This window comes from Psychrobacter maritimus (assembly GCF_029953575.1).
In the GTDB taxonomy this organism is placed as follows: Bacteria; Pseudomonadota; Gammaproteobacteria; order Pseudomonadales; family Moraxellaceae; genus Psychrobacter; species Psychrobacter maritimus.
Map to the genome: position 1 here is coordinate 873,205 of NZ_CP124526.1, position 20,026 is coordinate 893,230.

The 20,026-nt window shown below is 43.4% G+C and carries 16 protein-coding genes; 12 read left to right on the top strand and 4 right to left on the bottom strand.

Annotated elements, in window-relative coordinates:
• Positions 1–9 precede the first annotated feature (9 nt).
• On the top strand, positions 10–1,794 hold the full coding sequence (locus QJS82_RS03705) for a 2-oxo acid dehydrogenase subunit E2 (RefSeq protein WP_281491261.1): 1,785 nt from the start codon (positions 10–12) through the stop codon (positions 1,792–1,794).
• A gap of 163 nt (positions 1,795–1,957) precedes the next feature.
• Here QJS82_RS03705 and QJS82_RS03710 read toward each other — a convergent pair whose 3' ends face one another.
• The gene (locus QJS82_RS03710; RefSeq protein ID WP_201564914.1) at positions 1,958–2,593 is read right to left on the bottom strand and encodes an OmpW/AlkL family protein; all 636 of its coding nucleotides are present in this window, start codon (positions 2,591–2,593) and stop codon (positions 1,958–1,960) included.
• A gap of 653 nt (positions 2,594–3,246) precedes the next feature.
• Here QJS82_RS03710 and QJS82_RS03715 point away from each other — a divergent pair.
• A complete protein-coding gene (locus QJS82_RS03715) occupies positions 3,247–4,227 on the top strand; it encodes an ion transporter (protein WP_281491262.1) in 981 nt (326 codons plus the stop codon).
• A 167-nt stretch (positions 4,228–4,394) separates the two neighbouring features.
• Here QJS82_RS03715 and QJS82_RS03720 read toward each other — a convergent pair whose 3' ends face one another.
• The 3 genes from QJS82_RS03720 to QJS82_RS03730 all read right to left on the bottom strand — a co-directional run bounded on the left by QJS82_RS03720 (position 4,395) and on the right by QJS82_RS03730 (position 9,409).
• Positions 4,395–5,054, bottom strand: a complete 660-nt coding sequence (locus QJS82_RS03720) for a TerD family protein (RefSeq protein ID WP_201619925.1) — start codon at positions 5,052–5,054, stop codon at positions 4,395–4,397.
• Positions 5,055–5,177: 123 nt separating this feature from the next.
• Positions 5,178–6,332, bottom strand: a complete 1,155-nt coding sequence (locus QJS82_RS03725) for a helix-turn-helix transcriptional regulator (protein ID WP_281491263.1) — start codon at positions 6,330–6,332, stop codon at positions 5,178–5,180.
• A 113-nt stretch (positions 6,333–6,445) separates the two neighbouring features.
• On the bottom strand, positions 6,446–9,409 hold the full coding sequence (locus tag QJS82_RS03730) for an AAA family ATPase (RefSeq protein WP_281491264.1): 2,964 nt from the start codon (positions 9,407–9,409) through the stop codon (positions 6,446–6,448).
• A gap of 387 nt (positions 9,410–9,796) precedes the next feature.
• Between QJS82_RS03730 and rsmG the strand changes: the two genes are divergently transcribed.
• The 10 genes from rsmG to QJS82_RS03780 all read left to right on the top strand — a co-directional run bounded on the left by rsmG (position 9,797) and on the right by QJS82_RS03780 (position 19,907).
• Positions 9,797–10,513, top strand: coding sequence for a 16S rRNA (guanine(527)-N(7))-methyltransferase RsmG (rsmG, locus tag QJS82_RS03735; RefSeq protein ID WP_281491265.1), 717 nt, complete (start codon positions 9,797–9,799; stop codon positions 10,511–10,513).
• A gap of 191 nt (positions 10,514–10,704) precedes the next feature.
• Positions 10,705–11,484 (top strand): ParA family protein, encoded by a 780-nt coding sequence (locus QJS82_RS03740; RefSeq protein ID WP_201619921.1) that lies wholly within the window; start codon positions 10,705–10,707, stop codon positions 11,482–11,484.
• Positions 11,485–11,624: 140 nt separating this feature from the next.
• Positions 11,625–12,785, top strand: coding sequence for a ParB/RepB/Spo0J family partition protein (locus tag QJS82_RS03745; protein ID WP_281491266.1), 1,161 nt, complete (start codon positions 11,625–11,627; stop codon positions 12,783–12,785).
• An 80-nt stretch (positions 12,786–12,865) separates the two neighbouring features.
• On the top strand, positions 12,866–13,597 hold the full coding sequence (locus QJS82_RS03750; RefSeq protein ID WP_281491267.1) for a MotA/TolQ/ExbB proton channel family protein: 732 nt from the start codon (positions 12,866–12,868) through the stop codon (positions 13,595–13,597).
• A 58-nt stretch (positions 13,598–13,655) separates the two neighbouring features.
• Positions 13,656–14,099 (top strand): ExbD/TolR family protein, encoded by a 444-nt coding sequence (locus QJS82_RS03755; RefSeq protein WP_201628621.1) that lies wholly within the window; start codon positions 13,656–13,658, stop codon positions 14,097–14,099.
• 144 nt (positions 14,100–14,243) lie between these two features.
• Positions 14,244–16,031 (top strand): lipid A export permease/ATP-binding protein MsbA, encoded by a 1,788-nt coding sequence (gene msbA / locus QJS82_RS03760; protein WP_281491268.1) that lies wholly within the window; start codon positions 14,244–14,246, stop codon positions 16,029–16,031.
• Between the two features lie 48 nt (positions 16,032–16,079).
• On the top strand, positions 16,080–17,189 hold the full coding sequence (gene lpxK / locus QJS82_RS03765) for a tetraacyldisaccharide 4'-kinase (protein WP_281491269.1): 1,110 nt from the start codon (positions 16,080–16,082) through the stop codon (positions 17,187–17,189).
• Between the two features lie 38 nt (positions 17,190–17,227).
• Positions 17,228–18,046: a 3-deoxy-manno-octulosonate cytidylyltransferase gene (gene kdsB, locus QJS82_RS03770; RefSeq protein WP_281491270.1), complete on the top strand. Its 819-nt coding sequence runs from the start codon at positions 17,228–17,230 to the stop codon at positions 18,044–18,046.
• Between the two features lie 354 nt (positions 18,047–18,400).
• Positions 18,401–19,519: a DNA polymerase III delta subunit-related protein gene (locus QJS82_RS03775; RefSeq protein WP_281491271.1), complete on the top strand. Its 1,119-nt coding sequence runs from the start codon at positions 18,401–18,403 to the stop codon at positions 19,517–19,519.
• A gap of 40 nt (positions 19,520–19,559) precedes the next feature.
• Positions 19,560–19,907 (top strand): PilZ domain-containing protein, encoded by a 348-nt coding sequence (locus QJS82_RS03780; RefSeq protein WP_183617741.1) that lies wholly within the window; start codon positions 19,560–19,562, stop codon positions 19,905–19,907.
• Positions 19,908–20,026 lie beyond the last annotated feature (119 nt).

A 20,026-nucleotide genomic window follows, 5' to 3' on the forward strand; every position in this document is an offset into this window, starting at 1 on the left:
GAATTACGGATGGACATTAAAGCCCCCGATTTGGGTGTCGATAGCGCCGAAGTCAGTGAGATTATGGTCGAAGTTGGCGACGTTATTGCAAAAGACGACAATATCATTTTATTAGAATCTGACAAGGCATCAGTAGAAGTACCAAGCTCGGCTGCTGGTAAAGTAACTAAAATAAGCGTGGCAGTCGGCGACCAAGTGAGCGAAGGTATGGTGCTTATTGAGCTTGAAAGCGAAGCCGATGCTAAAGACGATAGTCAAAGCGCTGACACAGAAAACAAAACAGAACCTGCCGCTGACAAAAGAAATGAGCCGCAGGATAATCAGCAAGCAGAGAAGCAAAGCGATACTAACGTAGCTGAGGAAAATACTTCTCAGCCTGCCAAACAAGCAAGTGAGCAAGCAGGCGAGCAAGCAGGAAAAGCAACCACTCATGCCTTGCCAGACCTAGGAGTCGATGAAGCGCAAGTGTCTGAGATTATGGTCAGTGTCGGTGATATAGTTACTGCTGATCAATCCATTTTGCTGATTGAATCTGATAAAGCGTCGGTTGAAGTGCCGGCGCCAGAAGCGGGTAAGGTCGAAAAAATATTGGTGCAAGCGGGCGATATGGTCGCCAATGGTCAAGACTTTATTGTCATTATTGGTGAGGGTTCAGATAGCGCCAGTAATAATGCTAGTGAGTCTAAGGCTGATACTTCTGAGTCGCAAGCATCAAAATCTGCTGAATCAACTAACAAAACAGAATCAGATAAGCAGTCTGACAAGTCGAAACCAACAGACGAGCCTAAACAAGCCGCTAAGTCTACGACTAATACTAACGCTAAAAATGCTACAAATGCCAAGCTGACCGAAGCACAAGTCAACGAAAAAATGGTCGATATCTATGCCGGTCCTGCCGTGCGTAAGCTTGCGCGTCAGCTAGGGGTTGATATCTCTCAAGTGACGGGCTCAGCGCTTAATGAGCGTATCTTAAAAGAAGATTTATTTGCCCATGTAAAAGACAGCTTGAGCAAGCAAAAAACTGCGCCTTCTAGTGGCAATGGGGTCAGCTCAAGCCTGCCAAGCTTACCTGATATGAGCAATACTGAGATATGGGGTGAGACGGAGGTACAAGATTTAAGCCGCCTACAAAAAGTATCAATACCGCAGCTTAATTATAATACCTTATTGCCGCAAGTAACGCAGTTTGACTTGTCTGATATCACGGAGACTGAAAAATTACGTGGTGAGCTCAAAGGCGCTATGAAAGCGGAAGGTATCGGCTTCACTATTTTAGCCTTTGTTGTCAAAGCGACCGCTTATGCGTTAACCCAGCATCCGCGTTTTAACAGTCATTTGAGCGACGATAATACCCAAGTTATTTTACGTAAAAGTGTCAATATGGGTATTGCGGTAGCGACTGATGATGGCCTCATTGTACCTGTTATCAAAAATGTGCAAGATAAAGGGCTTAAGCAGATTGCTATTGAGATTGGTGAGCTTGCGGTTAAAGCGCGTGATAAGAAACTGACGACCAAAGAATTGCAAGGCGCAAGCTTTACGATATCAAGCCAAGGTAACTTAGGTGGTACCGCATTTACGCCACTGGTAAATTGGCCACAAGTGGGTATCTTAGGGGTATCAGAAGCCAGTATGCAGCCGCGTTGGAATGCTAGTAAGCAAACTTTTGAGCCGCGTTTAATGCTGCCACTATCGCTATCTTATGATCATCGCGTGATTAATGGCGCTGATGCCGCGGTATTTACCCGTTATATTGCAACTTTATTGGCTGATCCACGCCGTATTTTGCTATAGTTTTAGGGTTAAGTAAAAATAGCATGGTTAATAGAAAAGACTATCTACGGATGGTCTTTTTTATATCCTTTATTACAAAAATATCTATTCATAGACACAAAGAAGCCAGCTATTAAGCTGGCCTCTTTTATTTATCGTGCTCAGTCTACAGCAATGGGCTATATTAGAACTGTTTTACAAAAGCGACACCATATACCCAAGGGCTGATATCAATTTCACCAATATCAGTACCGTTTAACGTAGCATCAGTTTTGATGTCCATATAACGAGCATCGATACGGAAAGACTCAGTAGGCGCGAATGGAATATCAAGACCGATATGACCAGCAACACCTACGCTATCGTCAAGTTTTAGCTCAGTACCTGCAACATTTGCTTTCTCTTTAAAGAAAGTAGTGTAGTTCACACCAACACCAACAAAAGGTTTCACGTTCATAGGCAGGTTGTAGCCGTCGAAGTGGTATTGTAGAGAAAGAGTAGGTGGTAAATGTTGAGTTCTACCTGTGATTTCACCACCATTTGCATCAGTCAAAGTGAAATCATGATGAAATGGAATCGCTGCTAGTAGCTCAACACCAACGTTATTAGCGATAAAATATTCACCACTGATGGTTGGACGTACATCGCCATCAACATCTACAGCGTAATTTGTATTGCCTATAGTGACGTTACCGTTGTCACTTTTTGGATCAACATAGTGAGCACCAGCAGCCACAGACCAAGTACCAGCAGGTACAGCGAAAGCAGTGGTCATAGTAAGTGCAGTTGCAGCAGCTAAAACTAGGGATTGTAGTTTCATCGTTTGATTCCTCAACATAATAGATGATTATTGGTCAGTCTCTAATGAGGGATGACAGTAGTGACTGATTACGCAATGTTATGGTTAACTTGTAACATTATCTCTCTATTATAATACAAAAACCCTAATAAGAGTAAGGTTTTAAATAGAAAGTGGTAATGTTCATATCTTAAGTTACCTATCTACTTGAATAGACAGACTAAATTAGGAATAATTTTTTAATTACGCTTGTTATTTTAATTTGCAATTTTCAGCATTTTTTGCTGCTATTTATCAAAGGGGACGGTCAGACATTATGCTCGGTTATTGTAGTAATTCTCCGCTTCGTTGTGAAAATGCCTGTTCCATCAAGCTCTTGAACCAAATAGATTCTTGTTGCCCTAAATGTGGTTTGTTCTTATTACCGGCGCAAAACTTAAGCAATCAATTACGGGCTGATGAGCAATTTTTACGCTTCGTTTTCTTGGCGATTGCCGTGATATTGTTGGCAGTGACCTACATTTATTACCTAAATTTTGTATAATCATTATTACTGATGCATAAACTAAATATGCCCATCAACTTTGTTGGTCTGAATTTAGGTATAAGCGCTTTTTAAAAGACTGTTTATTAATATAAGACCGGTGTTACATCGCACCGTATATAGGGACGCCATGCTACTCCAATCTATACGGCGCTTGCGTCTTTTCGTCTATAACATTCTACAAAACGATGAGCATGATACGCTCTTTAGTCGCTGTGTTGACTACTTTCTCATTTTTTTAATCATGGCGAACGTCACGGCGGTCATCGCTGAGTCTGTAGATAACTGGTACTATCCGTATCAAGAGTATTTTACTTGGTTTGAAAATTTCTCGATTGTCATATTTTCTATCGAGTATTTGCTCAGATTATGGAGTGTCGCTGAAGCGAAGCCTGACAATACCACTTGGCGTCAGCGCTGGGAGTGGCTAAAAAGTCCGTCGGCTTTGATTGACATCATTGCAATTGCGCCCGCATTCTTGAATTTCTTTGTCAGTATCGACTTGCGTTTCTTACGTATTTTGCGTTTATTTCGCATTCTTAAGCTCACTCGTTATTTTGCCTCATTACGTATTTTATTGGTGGTTATCAGTAAGGAGAAAGGCTCATTTCAAGCGGTTCTTTTTATCTTAATCATTATGATTGTCACGGCATCAAGTGGGATTTATTTGGTCGAAAACCACGCGCAGCCAGAGGAGTTTGAATCGATACCCAAAGCCATGTGGTGGGCTGTTGTTACTCTGACGACGGTTGGCTACGGTGATGTAACGCCTATCACCAATGTTGGTAAAATATTGGGGGCGATTATCACCATATTGGGCGTCGGTCTAGCTGCATTACCGGCCGGTATTTTGGCGACGGGCTTGGCAAATGAGCTCAGTCAGCGCCGTGAAGAGCTTGAGCAGGATTTCCGCGGGCAATTGGTCGATAGCGATTTTGATTTGGTACAGAATCAGATGATGATTGAGAAAATCCGCCGCGAGCTTGGATTGAATAAGGAGCAGGCACAAGAGATTGTGCTGCAAGTATTGCGTGAGCAAGAGCTGGAACGCCGTGAAAGGGAATTGCGGCAAAAGAATTTTTGCCCGCATTGCGGTGAGCCGTTAGAGTAAAGCTGTCATTTAAGCTTTTTTTCTGAAAGGTTGTTCTTAAGAACAGTTTTTAAAGGCAGTTCTTAAATCAAAAGTTTTTGATGTAAAAAAAGGGTGAGACGTTATTAAATAGCGTCTCGCCCTTTTTATTTATAGGTAAAAACCAATCCTACCTTTTTACATTAATGTTAAATCCCTTGCGGAACGGGCAGGGCGCGTGCCAATTCATGCGCCACTTCTTGCGCGGCTGTCGATAAATCTGTCGCAGGCAGTGGCAGATTTTGTAAAGTCAGATGCCAATCATCTACCTCTCGGCGCAAGTGTGCGACCCAAAGTGTAATGCAGTCACGCGGTAGCTGCTTTAAATTAACTTCAAAAGAGCGGTTACCTTCATCATCGCTCAAATGAAGCTCACCTTTTTTGACTCTGCCAAAAGGCTGCCCATGATAAGAATTGGCAAGCAAAGCGATATGCGTGATGTGGGCGGGGATTTTATCCAAATAAAGCCGGATTTGCTCTTGGTCAAGTGGCGCAAGGTACATGGCTTGCTCACCGCGGTCTTTGCCATTGAGGCTATCGCCTTGATGTTTGACCGATTCTGCTTTATCACGTAACTGCTTAAACCAAACAATATCGCTGATGGTACAGTTGTCGTCATACAGTACGCAGGCCAAATCGATATCAATCGCGCCTTCATTTTTCTTGAAGCGCTTCTTTAAATTTTTAAATAGTCCTTTTTGCTCAATCTTGGTAAATTCATAATTTAGCGCAAAAAATAACGTCCCCGTATCTAAACCCAGCCCTCTTAAACTGTCTGAAAGTAGTGGTGATGGGATAGTGGTCGACATAATATTCCTTTTGGATTTTAATTTTTTCAATAGTTATTTTAAATAGTATAAGCGTTGGTGCATATGAGTATGGCTATTAGATTTTTATCATCATTAATAATGAGCTATTTTTCTTTATTGTTGCTATTCATCATTTATTGGTTTGTCTAATACGGCTTGATACAGTAGCGCGGGTTTGGCGTCTAATAGACCGCTACCAAAGCCACGTAACCACCAAACCAGCTGCGAGGTTAAGTTAACGGTCGCTTGTATGGTTAGGGTTTCATCACTATTGATGATCACATTTTGGTCATCACTAAGCTTACTTTCCGTTAAGCTTTTGCCCGCTTGTTTGGTAAATTGTAGCTCAACCGCAGTATGTTTGCCATGATCAGGTAACTGGCTAAATAAAGGATGGCTAAAGCCCATGCCGCCTGCATCTAGATAGGTATCCAGTTGGAAATTGTCTGGGGTCTTAGCCGCGCTTTCTAATATCTCAACGCTGGTAAAGCGATGCAAAGCAAAGGTACGAATAATCACTTCTGGATCATCAGTGCGCGTTGCCAATAGGTAAATAATCACCCCACGCTGAATGATAGCAATAGGGTTTAAGGTATATTCGCTGGCTTGTGATTTATCACTGCGGGTATAGTTGGCCTGTATTTGCAATTGATAAAATAACGCATGATAAATGTTGTCTTTACTTTCTAAATCAATATGCGGTGCAATTAAAGACTGAGTTGCAGGCTCGATACGCACTCTGTCAATCCATGAATGTGTGACTTTACTGTTTTTGAGTTGCCTGCGTGCCAAGTCAAACCAAGGAAATAGTTCATCTAAAATAACCGGCGGTAGCAGCTGACTTAGATTGGCTTCGACCATATTAAAGGCAACCGCTTGTGATAAGTTCATATGCGGTAAGCTTTGCAGCGGCGCATCATCTTTCCAGCGCCAGCCTTGTGGATTGGCATTGTTTTTTTCGATAGGAAAGCGTTTGGCAAGGGCGTTTAAATCGCGTTGCACCGTACGCAAACTGATATCAAAGCCTGCCAATATAAGCTGCTCGTAAACATGGGTTGTTCCTACCCAGCGATTGCGCTGTAACTGCGACAACACTTGCCATTGCCGCGCTGTCGTCGCTGCCCCATGACGATTATCTGCTGCTTCCTCAGACGCTTTATTATCTGCAGTAATTTCTTCGTTTTGCTCAGCAACTTCTTTAGTCACTAGTGCAGTTGCTGATTTATCAACAACTGCTTGAGCTTGAATACTATCGGCGTCAGTAGAATGTGCAGTCATTAAAGATAACCTTTATTCAGTCACGGGTTTGGTTGCTAGCTGTTTATTAGCATTTTATTGATTAACATAGCGCATCATAAAAAGCCAATCATCGCAGAAAAGCATGACAACGTCTAGCGATGCGCTTCTGTATTTGCCTCTATATTTGCGTCTGGGCTTGTATCTAGGTCACCTTTCTCTTTCTTGGCTTTTTTTTGCTTATCTTGTTTTTTCTGACGTTTGGCTTGGCGCTTTTTCTTGGCTTTCTTTTTCGACTTTTTATCATCGACTTCGTCATCAGCATTCTGATTTTCATCCCAAAGCATCAAACGGCTTAGTACTTTGCCAAATAAGGTTTCTTTACGGTAGCGACCTTTTTTATTCATGGCGTCGACAGGTAAGCCGGTCATTAAGGTCAAGGCCTCACTTAAGGTATGCACACCATAAATATGAAATTGCCCTGCTTGAACGGCGGCAATGATGTCGTCACGTAGCATTAATTGTTTGACGTTGGCCATTGGGATAACCACGCCTTGTTGTCCCGTCAGCTCTTGCTCGCGGCAAGCGTCAAAGAAACCAGCGATTTTAGAATTGATACCGCCAACTGCTTGGACTTCGCCTAACTGATTCATCGAGCCGGTAATCGCAAAAGATTGATTGATAGGGACGTTTGCTAGGGCGGAAAGTAGCGCACAGCCTTCACTGACCGTCGCACTATCACCATCGATATGGGCGTAACTTTGCTCAAAAGCGAGTGAGGCACTAAAGTTTAGCGCATGATGCTGACTAAATAAGGCGCGCAAATAGCTGGTCATAATCAGCATGCCTTTGGCGTGTAAGCTACCGCCCAAATCCACATCGCGCTCGATATCGAGAATTTCGCCCGCGCCAATATTTGGCTGAATGACTGCGGTCAGACGAGCGGGCATACCAAACTCGCTATCGGCGTAACTGACGACAGTGAGCGCATTTACTTGTCCGACAGCATCGCCTTGGGTCTGAATAAGCTGCTGGCCATTTTTTAACTCATCCCAATAAAGGTCGCGCAAGTATCCTGAGCGCTCATCCATATCGTCAATAGCGTGGGTGACGTGAATGGCGCTAACAATATTTTTACCGCTCAAACGTGCATGGCGGTTAGATTCATGTAAGAGCTTAATTAATAAATCACTATGCAAACTTAAGCGGTCTTGGTCTTCTGCTTGTAAGCTTAAATGCTCGAGTAAAGCGGCTTGGGCGCTACTATCAAAAGGATAAAGGTTGGCATAATCAATGATGTCTGCCATTTTTGCCACCAATGCCAATTCGTGCTCAGGGCTGCGAGTTACATCGTCGTGAAAATCGGCACGTACTTTAAATACCGCATCAAACTCAGGCTCAAGCTCTAGTAGTTCGTAATATAAATCTGCTTCGCCAAGCAAGATGACTTTGATATCAAGGTCAATGGGTGCGGGCGCGAGCGATAAGCTGCCTGTTAAGGTCAGCATCTGCTCAAGGCTTGAGAGTTTGATTTTGCGAGATTGCAAGGCGCGCTTAAGACCTTGCCACGCGTAAGGATGCTCAAGTAGATGACTGGCTTCTAACAATAGATAGCCGCCATTGGCACGGTGCAGGGCGCCTGCTCGAATCATACTGACATCGGTGGTTACTGTGCCCAATTGGGTGATTTGCTCGACATGACCCAATAGGTTTAAATGCGTCGGTAAGTCTTCAAAGATGACAGGTGCGCCACTATCGGGCGCGTGACTGACAATGACGTTGACTGCATAGCGGCTCGGCGTTGTGGCAAGCACTGCCGTCACAAACTCCTCATCATCGCCATTGACGATACGCTCGACATGCGTAACCATATCGGCAAATATGGTTTTTAAATACTCGACGACCAATGGATGATCAGTAAACTGCTCATAAATAGGTGCAAATAAAGGCTGTAGCGCTCGGCGTGCAATATTGCGATGCAGCGCTTCAATGGCATCATTGGCTTCGTCTTCTAATTGCTCCAAGGCGATGGTCAGCTGACTTAGGCGCTTTTGCATATGGTTTTTTTGTGCAAAATTATTCAGCTCAGCTTCGTACTCGCTCTTGCCGTAGTCGTGGTTAGCATCTTTGCTCACGCTATCATCAGCACTAGAAATACTGGAACTAGAAATATTGTCATTAGAAATATTGTCATTAGAAATATTGTCATTAGAAATATTGTCATTAGGAATATTGGCTCTTTGACTTTCCTCTTTTATTGACTTATTTTTCTGGCTATTAGAGATTTTGTCATCTTTAACTTCACTATTGCTCTCTTCTTTTGGTAGCTGGCTGGGATGTACAAATACCGCTTTATTGTCAAATGCGCGAAACGTCAGTGCCAAATCGTATTGTTTGCCTTCGGTATTTAGGTCGTCGTAAGCCTGACTTTCTTTTTGATGGGTATCATTTTTGATGGCTTCGATTTTGCTTTGATACTGGTCGCTACGAAAGCGTTGGCTAAGTCGTTTTTTGGCTTGCTGCCATAATTGATTGACCTGCTGTTGTAGTATGGTCGCCTGCCCAGAAGGTAGACGTAATGCTTGCGGTGTACGTGGATCGGCAAAATTATACACATAAACCCAATCATCGGGCGTTGGTGCGTCAGCGGCAATTCGTTGCAATAAACGACTGATAACGGTGCGTTTACCTAAGCCATTTTCGCCCGCGGCAAATACGTGATAGCCACTGGCATGAATATCCAGTGCTGTATGCAACGCTTTAAGGGCACGCTGTTGTCCAAAGCCGACATCTAAATCGGGGGCAGTGCGGGTATCGCTCGGTAGCTCATTCGTATCAGTATAACGCTTAAGTTGCTCGGCACTGATAAGGCAGCGCTCATTAACATCGATAAATACCGGATGAGGCGTGTTAGGCACATCTACTGTACTATCTGGCTGAGCTTTTTCTGACGGCTTTTTGCGTGCCAGCTCTTTTTTGGGTAGCTTTGTTTTAGATGGCCTTTTTTTAGGCAGATTCGTTGCTAATGGTTTTGTCTCTGCTGTTTTATTGACAGGGCTTACCATAGGATTGGTATCTTTTGGGTCTTGATTCATAGGTGTGTTTTGCGGTTCGGTCATAGTTATATAGTAAGTCGTTTTAAGAGGGCGGAATGGTTAGTGAGCTTTTGTTGTTTGAGCGCTAAGTGTAAGGATGCGCTTCTAACAATCAATCATTTTTAATAATGAATCTTTTTAATAATGTATCAGGACATCTTACAAGATATAGGTGCGTTTTAGATAAGACATTAGGCGCAGTTTTGTATCATAGAGAGATGGGTGTTTTTACTAATTAGGTTGAGGTAATATTCATTTTGCTACGTTAAATTGCTGACGGTCCAAGAAGATAAGCCTTCAATATAGGCGTAGATAGTATAAGATGGCGTACATTGGCGCAATCTGCAACTATTCAATGGGCAGCCTGCATGATAAAATAGACGGTTCACATGTCAAAACTGGATAACCCGTATGTCAGATTCTACTAAAACCTCTTCATCATCTGCTAGCACGGGTAAAATTCATATTGACCCGACAGGTTTTGTAAAGCTCGGTGCGCAATTGCCAACACTTGCAAATATCTTGGCGCAATCAATAGATGAGCTGGGGCTTGCATTAAGCGCGACGCAGCAGCGCACGTTATTATTGTATTTAGACCAGCTTTTATTATGGAATAAAGCGTATAATCTGACCGCTATTACCGATCCAATCGAAGCACTTATCAAACATATCATCGATTGTTTGGCTATTATAACGCATTTACCGTCAGGGTCGCTGCTAGATATTGGTACGGGAGCGGGCTTGCCAGCGGTGATTATCGCTATCTGTCAGCCTGAGCGCCAATGTACCGCCCTTGATAGCAATCAGAAAAAAATTCGTTTTATTAAGCAAATCAGTAGCGAGCTTGGTTTGAGTAACATGCACCCAATCGCCTCGCGTATTGAAGCGCATGAAGCCAGCTATGAGGTGGTAACGTCGAGAGCTTTTGCCAGTCTGATTGATTTTGTAGAAGTCGCTCAGCCACGCTTGGCCGATAATGGTTATTTATGCGCGATGAAGGGTAAAGCCCCGAGCGACGAAGAGTTGCAAGCGCTAAATGACGCTTGGCAGATAAAGACGATTCCGTTAAATGTGCCGCATTTACAAGATAGTCGTCATTTAATTGAATTATCTTATAAAAATGTCTAAGCTATGAGCACGCAACGTACTATAAAGCAACAATTGTTCTATAGTAATGAGTAAGTGGTCTTCTCATTTGTACGCAGGTGTTAAACACCCTTATAGGTAAGTATCAGGTATTTGAGTAATATAATAACTACAAGCAGCAAAAATGCTTCAGTAAAAATCAGTAACAGATCCTAATTAAATTGAGTGAGTGTATGGAAATCATAGCAATTGCGAATCAAAAAGGCGGCGTGGGTAAAACCACGACGGCAGTGAATTTGACCGCCAGCTTAGCGGCCAAGCGCAAGCACGTACTGCTGATTGACTTAGACCCACAGGGTAATGCCACCAGTGGCACGGGCGTGGATAAGAACCAATTAGAGCTGACCATCGCTGATGTACTGCTCGATGGTGTGTCGCTGTCTGAAGCGATTGTGAATAGTCCAGCTGGCTTTGATGTCATCGGTGCCAATCGTGATTTGGCGGGTATGGACATCACCTTAATGAGCAAGACCAACAGCCATGAGTTGTTTAAAACTGCGATGGCGCAGTTGGTCAACGATCAAATCGCCGCCAATAAACCTGCTTATGATTATGTGATTATCGATTGTGCACCGAGCTTAAACTTGCTGACGATTAATGCCTTGGTTGCCACCGACAGCGTTATTATTCCGATGCAATGTGAATATTATGCGCTAGAAGGCTTGGCGGACTTGTCACAGACAATTGAGCGCCTCACTGAACTTAACCCTAAGCTCTATATTCGCGGCGTGGTCAGAACTTTATTTGATGCGCGTAATACCTTGGCGCGTGATGTGTCTGCTGAATTAGAGGCGCACTTTGGCGAGATTATGTATAAGACTCATATTCCAAGAAATATTCGTCTAGCAGAAGCGCCAGCACATGGCTTACCAGTTATTGCCTACGAGAGATGGTCAAAAGGCGCGCGCGCGTATCAAAAGCTGGCCGCTGAAGTGATGAAGCAAAGTGAATGATCATAAATTTTTAGTCAAAAGTCGTTAGTCATCATTTAGCTTGTTTAGTTTAAACATTAAAAACAGCAAATTATATTTATCAGTAAGCCGGCAGTAGTAAGCATTGGGCTTTTTATTTTAGCGTTAGAGGATAGGTAATCATGGCAAAGAAAAGAGGGTTGGCTGCCAATAGAGGCTTAGATGCCTTATTAGGGTCAATCAAAAAAGAAAAACAAATTGCCGCCTCTGCCTTACAAGATGATACGGTGGTGCGCGAGCCTACTGTGTCAGCTGCAATGCTAGAAACTGACATATCAGAAGCTAAAAAACAAGAACAGGGTGCCCACGTGGCAGGCACAGCTGCTGATACAAAAGCGACTAAAAAGCCTTCTGCCTCACCAGTAACAGAGCAATCTACTGACAGTCATAATCGTAAAGCGCGGATGATTAAGAAAAGCCCTGCTAATAAAACCCGTACCAATGTGATAGACAATAGCGCCTCTGAAGACCAAATAAGTTTGGTGCAAATCGATGTCACGCGTCTGCAAGCAGGTAAGTATCAACCGCGCCGTGATATGAGTGAAACGGCGCTGGCAGAATTGGCCTCTTCTATTGAACAACACGGCGTCATGCAACCGATTGTTATTCGTCCATTATTGGCGAATGAAGACAAGAGCGAGGCCTTGGTTACGCACGAAATTATCGCCGGTGAGCGCCGCTGGCGTGCGGCAAAAATGGCGGGTAAATCGGTTATACCAGCGATTGAGCGCGCGTTATCTGATGAGCTGGCAATTGCACTGGCCTTGATTGAAAATATCCAGCGTGAAGACTTATCGGTAATTGAGCAGGCGGCAGCTTTACAGCGTTTCCATACAGAATTTGGTATGAGTCATGCCATGATTGCCGAAGTCGTTGGGAAAGCACGTACCACGGTTTCAAACTTGCTACGTCTCAATCAGCTCCATGATACGGTCAAAGATCATTTGGCAAACAGTGCTTTAGATATGGGGCATGCCCGTACATTATTGGCGTTATCATCAGAACAGCAGCCTATCATTGCGCAAAAAATCATCGATGCTGGTATGACAGTGCGCGAAGCTGAAAAGTTAGTCAAATCCATTTTACAACCCGCGCCAAAAGCCAGTCGTCCTGAGCAAGCACAGTCTCGCGATGTTGAGCGCTTAACCCAGCGTTTAACTGATATGTTAGGCGCAGAAGTCAAGCTCAAACACAAAAAAGACGGGCAGGGTAGTGTTGAGATATTCTTCCATAGCCAAGATCAGCTAGCAGCCTTAATTAAGCATATAGAAGCTCAGGCTTAGCTTATTTGAGTGTTTTGTACTAACCATACAAATATTAAATCATCTTTTAATAATTAATAAAAACATAGAAGAGAGTCGGTATGTGGGAGCTGGTAAAAGCAGGTGGTTGGCTGATGACACCTATCGTGGTGTGCTCAATATTAGCATTGGTTATTATTATCGAGCGTAGTCATACTTTACAATTTAATAAGATTGCGCCCAATAGATTGCGTGAACAGCTGATAAACCGCCTACGTGAAAACGGTGATATCGGTCGTACACAGTTGATGAATGTCAAAGAAAAAACCCCTTTGGGTGATATTCTAGCGACCGGTCTGCTTTACCGCCAATACGGCTTAGACTCGATGACAATGCATATGCAAAACCGTGCCAGTGTGCAAGTGCATCAGTTAGAGAAAAATATCAATATGCTTGGCACCATTGGGGCGATTGCGCCATTGCTTGGTTTGTTGGGTACGGTATTGGGTATTATCTCGTCGTTTTTGGCGATTACGGATGGCGCGATGCAAGACCCAACGATGTTGGCGGCTGGCGTGTCACAGGCTTTGATTACCACTGCTGCTGGTATGATTGTGGCCATCCCAGCACTGGTTGCCTATCGTTATTTTCAGCGCCGTATTATCGATATCAATGCGCAGTTTGAAACGCAAGCGGGGCTAATGATTCAAGAATTGTATGATTATCAACTGCTGGACAATACGCAAGCCTCTACCATCTCTCTACCTACTAATGGTGTAGAAACAACTAAAACTAAGGGTTATGAGCTTTCACTTGACACCTCGGATTTAGAAACAGCCGCTACAGCAACTTAATTGTGTGATGTCACTTATTTGTTGAATCCGTACATTTAAGACCATTAAAGAGAGCGATATGCGTTTTAGAAAACCGACCGTTGAGCCACTTGAAATCAATCTGACGCCGATGATTGATTGTTTATTATTTTTAATCGTATTTTTACTGCTTGCTACTTCGTTTAATCATTTCAGTCGCTTAAATATCATTCTTCCCGAAGCTGAAGGTGTGGCGCTGACAGAAGAGAAAAACAGTATTGAAGTTGCCGTGCAAGAAGATGGCAGTTATCTAGTTAACGGAATTACGCTTGCTAGTAGCAACGAGGCTGAATTGACCAGTATGCTACAGCAAGAGGCGGGAAGTAATCGTGATATGCTATTTGTAATTGCTGCCGATGCGAATGCCACGCATCAATCCGTGGTACGCGTTATGGATATCGCTGGTAAATTGGGTTTTTTAAATTTAAATATCAGTACGGTTGTGCCACTTGGTCAGCCTTTACCGCAATCATCAGCACAATAATTTTTATGATATTTGATAAGGTGGTAAAGCGTATTAAGCATTACCACTATTATTCTAAAAGCCTTTAATGCTTTATCTTATAACCAAGCGCTACTGCTGCATCCGTGTCATTTATTCCTTCTTTATACCTAAATTGAGGCTTTTATGAGCCAAGCTAATCAACCTGACTCTAAAAAAACTTCTGCTAAAAAGCTATCAGCAGCGCCATCAAGTACGCCTAAACATAAGACCTTATTACGTCTATTAAGCTACCTTAAACCCTATTGGTGGGCGCTAATATTAGTCATAATAGGCTTTGCTATTAATGCGGCGACAGAAATTTGGATTGCCAAATTATTACAATATATTACTGATGCCATCAATCAAAATGATCAAAGTAAGCAGGATTTATTTCCGTTTATTATTGTCCTGTTGTTTTTCGTGCGCGGCGTAGGAAGCTTTTTAGGTAACTACTATACGGCGTTGGTCTCGCGCAATCTTGTGTATGAGCTACGTGTGCAGGTTTTTAATAAGTTACTGCGTTTGCCAAGCTCGTTTTATTTAGCGAATCCAGCAGGGACGATTTCGTCCAAGCTTATTTTTGATGTTGAGCAGGTAACTGCAGCCAGCACCGATTCAATGAAGACTCTATTACGCGATGGCTTGACGGTCGTGGCTTTGATAGGTTTCTTGCTTTATAGCAACTGGCGCTTGACCTTGATTTTGTTTGTCGTGCTGCCACCGATTTTATGGCTCATAAGGGTAGCCTCAAAGCGTTATTTAAAGCTTTCAAAGGGTATTCAAGAAACCATGGGCGATGTCAGCCATATTACTAATGAAGTGATTAATGGCTATCAAGTGGTGAAAAATTACGGCGGACAAGCCTATGAATCTAAGCGCTTTGATACAACATCGAAGAAAAACCTGCGCCAAGGGATGAAGGTCGTTGTCACCAATAGCATCAATACTCCTGCTGTACAGCTGCTGATGGCAATAGCCATGGCGGTAGTGGTGTGGCTCGCCCTGCGCCCTGCGGTGATAGATAATATCTCAGCAGGTGAGTTTATCTCCTATATTGCTGCCGCAGGATTACTAAGTAAGCCTGTGCGTTCATTGACTGATGTCAATCAACAGTTGCAAAGAGGGCTCGCGGCCGGTGAATCAATATTTGCTTTACTAGATGAGCCGGAAGAAGCAGATACCGGTGTACTTAGTCCTACTTTGGCAGGTGAGATTAAACTGGATAATGTCAGTTTGGTTTATCCTGATTCAACTGTGGCGCTGCGTGATTTTACTTTAGATGTGCGTGCAGGCGAGACTGTGGCATTGGTTGGACGTAGCGGCGCTGGTAAATCTTCTTTAGTCAATTTACTTACCCGTACCTTAAATACTTCTTCTGGGCAAATTACCCTTGATGGTATGCCGATTGAAGATATTAAGCTTGAAAGCTTGCGTGCGCAGATTGCGATGGTCAATCAGCAAGTGGTGCTGTTTAATACTACGGTGTTTAATAATATTGCCTATGGCAGTTTGGCTGATAAAACTCAAGCTGAGGTTGAGCAAGCAGCAAAAGACGCTTTTGCCCATGATTTTATTATGAAAATGCCAAATGGCTATCAAAGTGAAATTGGCGCTGAAGGTTTGCAGCTGTCTGGTGGTCAACGCCAGCGCCTCTCTATTGCTCGAGCATTACTAAAAGATGCGCCGATTTTGATTTTAGATGAAGCCACCAGTGCTCTAGATAATGAGTCAGAATATTACATTCAGCAAGCACTTGATAATGTTATGAAAGACCGCACGACGCTAGTGATTGCGCATCGTTTGACGACGATTGAGTCCGCTGACCGTATTGCTGTTTTAGATGGTGGTCAGATTGTTGAGCTAGGCACGCATGCTGAGCTGATGCAATTGCAGGGTCATTATGCGCAAATGTATGGTCGCGATTTTGAGTAAATGTACTGAATAAATTTGCTGTATAAATAGGATAAGTAACAAATCATCATGAGTATTGAAACCACAATGACGCGTGCATGGCAACGTCAGGCCGCTTGGCTCTGGCTGCTACTGCCTGTGAGCGGGTTGTATGGATTCATTACGATGCTACGTCGGCAGGCTTATAAAATAGGTCTGCTTTCAAGTTATCGTGCGCCTATTCCAGTAATGGTTATCGGTAATATTACGGTAGGTGGCAGCGGTAAGACACCGTTAATTATTGAATTAGTCACTTACCTACAAAAGCAAGGCATAAAAGTAGGGATTATTAGCCGTGGTTATGGCGGTGATAGTAGCCAGATGCCAGCTTTGGTGTATGCTGATAGTTTGCCAAGCATCGTAGGTGATGAGCCCTCTTTAATTGTTAATATGACAGGCGCTGCTATGGCAGTATGCCCCAATCGTAAACAAGCGATTACAACCTTATTAAACGCTTACCCTGATTTACAACTGATTATTGCCGATGATGGCTTGCAGCATTATGCGCTGCAACGTGATATCGAATGGATAGTGGTTGATGCATCACGCGGCTTTGGTAATCAGCAGCTGTTACCAACCGGTTTTTTACGTGAACCCATGTCACGCTTACAAGGCGCAAATGTGGTTTATCATGAAAAAGCAGAGATGGTAGCGACGGATAATAATCAAGCTCAAGCTAAGCGTTTAACCATGCATCTACAAGCTGATAAATTACAGCTTTTATGGTCTTCCGCTGCTGAGATAGATGATTCAACTGTAGCAGCAAAAATGCCTATGCCACCCACGCCAAACAGTCGGGTACATGCGGTAAGCGGTATCGGCTATCCACAGCGTTTTTTTGATACTTTATTATCGCTCGGTTTCGATGTCATTGGTCATCCTTATCCGGATCATTACGATTTTAGCTTGCATGAGCTTTTACAATATACCGAGCAGCCTATCATTGTGACCAGTAAAGACGCGGTTAAAATCAGGGCGCTGCTATTGGATGCGATTAGTCGCCAACCACTTAGTAAAGTGTATCAAGAGCTTGTCAGTCGCCTATGGGTATTGCCAGTGACTGCGGTGTTATCGGACAGTTGTTATGAGAGCTTACAGCAGCAATTAAAAGCTTTAAATATTGATATCAATAATGGCTAGTATTCTAAAAGCTTAGATAATTTTTATAGGAATAAATCATGTCGTCAGCAACTAAAACAATGCCAGCCAAAACGCATATTGTTATTCCTGCGCGCTTTAAAAGCACCCGTTTACCTGGCAAACCATTATTAACTATCCATGGTAAGCCAATGATACTGTGGGTAGCTGAAAAGGCACAGTTGGCTGATTTTGCTGATGATATGTGTATTGCCACGGATGACGAAGCGATTGCCAAAGTTTGTATAGAGGCAGGCTTTGATGTGGTGATGACGAGTAGCGCGCATGCCTCAGGCACTGACCGCTTGGCTGAGGTCGCGGCTATTAAAGGCTGGGCTGAGCATGATATCGTGGTCAATATGCAAGGTGATGAGCCTTTAGTACCGCCGTTATTATTAGAGCAAGTCAAGGCACTGTTAGTACAAGATGCTGAGAGCGTGATGGCGACTTTATGCGAACCTATCGAAGACTACGAGACGTTTATGCGTCCATCGGTCGTTAAAGTCGTCAGTCAGACCTCGAACCATCGACAGCGCGCACTGTATTTTAGCCGTGCGCCGATTCCGTGTGACCGTGATGCAGTATTGGCAAAGGACAGCGCTACACAGCAGCAAGCGCCAAAAAATGCTTATCGCCACTTAGGGTTATACGCCTACCGCGTCAGCTTGTTACAGCAGTTTGTACACTGGCCGCAAACGCCACTCGAAACACTGGAAAGCTTAGAGCAGTTACGCGTATTAGAAAATGGTGGCCATATTGCTATTGCCCCAGCAGCTTGTCATCTGCCAGCAGGCGTCGATACCCAAGAAGATTTGGACCGTCTAAATGCCATGAGTTTAATAGATTTTCAAAACTGCTAATGTAGATAATTAATAATAGCCTAGGGCGTGTCCTCATTTTAAAAATGGTGATAAAAATGAGATAAATTGTAGCCAAACGAGGAAAATAGTGCAGTTAATATCGGGATATTACCCAGCTATTTGACGAGGTTTGGCAAAATTTAGCCATTTTTAGCCCATTTAGATGTACATCGATTGAATTGAGGACACGCCCTAAGTAATAAACCAATATTTTTGATTAAAAATAATTGGTTTATTCGGTCTTTAAAGGTTTTAAATGTATTAGCAGATTGATCATATTAAAGATGTTCAGCGTGTTAAAGGTAGTAAACGCATTAAAAGCATTGAGCGATGACCATAAGTGAGATAACAGAAATGACCAGCACAGTGCCTTTGAGCGATAGTATTTACTTTGCACCGTTACTACCGTGGCAAAATGAGTTATGGTCGCAGCTGACCAAGCGGGTGTTAATGCCGCAGCAATCCTTACCGCACGCGCTCTTAGCGGCCGGTATGCAAGGGATGGGTAAGCGTGCTTTTGTCTGGCGCTTGGTAGCATGGTTATTATGCCGTGAGCGCAATAGCCATCCGCTCGGCGCTTGCGGCGTTTGCGAGAGCTGTCAATGGCTCAGATCAGGGACGCATCCAAGCTTACAAGTCTTGCCAATGATTAGTATGCCAGTCAGTGTCGATAATGCCCATGCTAAAGAAGCAGCAACTAGCACCGCAAAAGACAAAAAATCTGCCAAAGCTGCTAGTAATGCCGCGTTAAAAATAAAGGTCGATGATATTCGTGCTCTACAGCCGTTTATTTATCAAGGCGGGCAGGGCATGCGGATTTGTGTGCTAGATTATGCAGAGCAAATGACCATTGCTGCGGCTAATGCGCTGCTTAAAACTTTGGAAGAGCCACAAGCGCAAGTGCATTTATTCCTCATCAGTGATACTCCGGCGCAGTTACTTCCAACCATAAAAAGCCGCGTTCAGCAGCTGGCATTGCAAACCATTGATCCTGCTGTTTCAATTGATTATGTCACTCATGCTTTAGGCAGTACGGTCAATCGTGAGGCAGTCGGCACGGCGGCCATTGAGCAGCTGATACAGTTGGCAAATGGTGCGCCTTTAGCAGCGGTGGCCCTTGCACAAGCGCCTTGGTATAGTAAGCGCGCGCTATGGCTGACAACGTGGCAAGCGTTACGTAGTGGTAAACGTAGTAGCATTGCGGCAAGCGATTATTGGCAAACCCAGCTGAGTATAAGCGAGTTTATTCAACTGTCGGAGCTGATGCTGGTCGATATGCGCCGTGTATGTTTGGGTCTCGATGCGCTGCAAAAGGACATCGATTTATCCGCCTCTTTCAGCAATTATAAACCTGCTGAAAGTAGCTTTGAGGCATTTATAAACAGTCTACAACAAACAAAAATCGCCCTGCAACAAAATGTGCAAGAAAAATTCGCTTATGATAAGCTGATGCAAGAATTGGCGTATTTATAAATTAAAACAAAGTAAACCTCACTCATAAAGGAAGCTAACTATGGCAATGCCAGGACGTGGCGGGATTTTAACCTGTCATATTGAAGATATGGAAACGTTATACGCAAGCTATTTATCCTTTGTGACCAATGGCGCGTTATTTGTGCCGTCTGATAGAATACAAAAACTGGGCGACGAGGTGTTTATTGCCGTGACTTTGCCCAATTCTAGCGAACGCTTGCCTATGAACGGTAAGGTGGTTTGGATTAATTCTAAAAGCCAAAGTGGTCGACCAGCAGGTTTTGCGGTGCAGATAGGTACAGATATCGCTGGGTTAAGAATTAAAAATGAGGTCGAGCGTTTATTGGCCGGTAAGATTGATAGTTTACAGTCGACTTATACCATGTAGTGTTTCTACAGATCAGCAATCTTATTCACTAGGATTATTATAAATACTAGCGAAATAATATAAAAAAAGCAGCCTTATAAATGTATAAGGCTGCTTTTTCATGCGTCATATTTTATTAA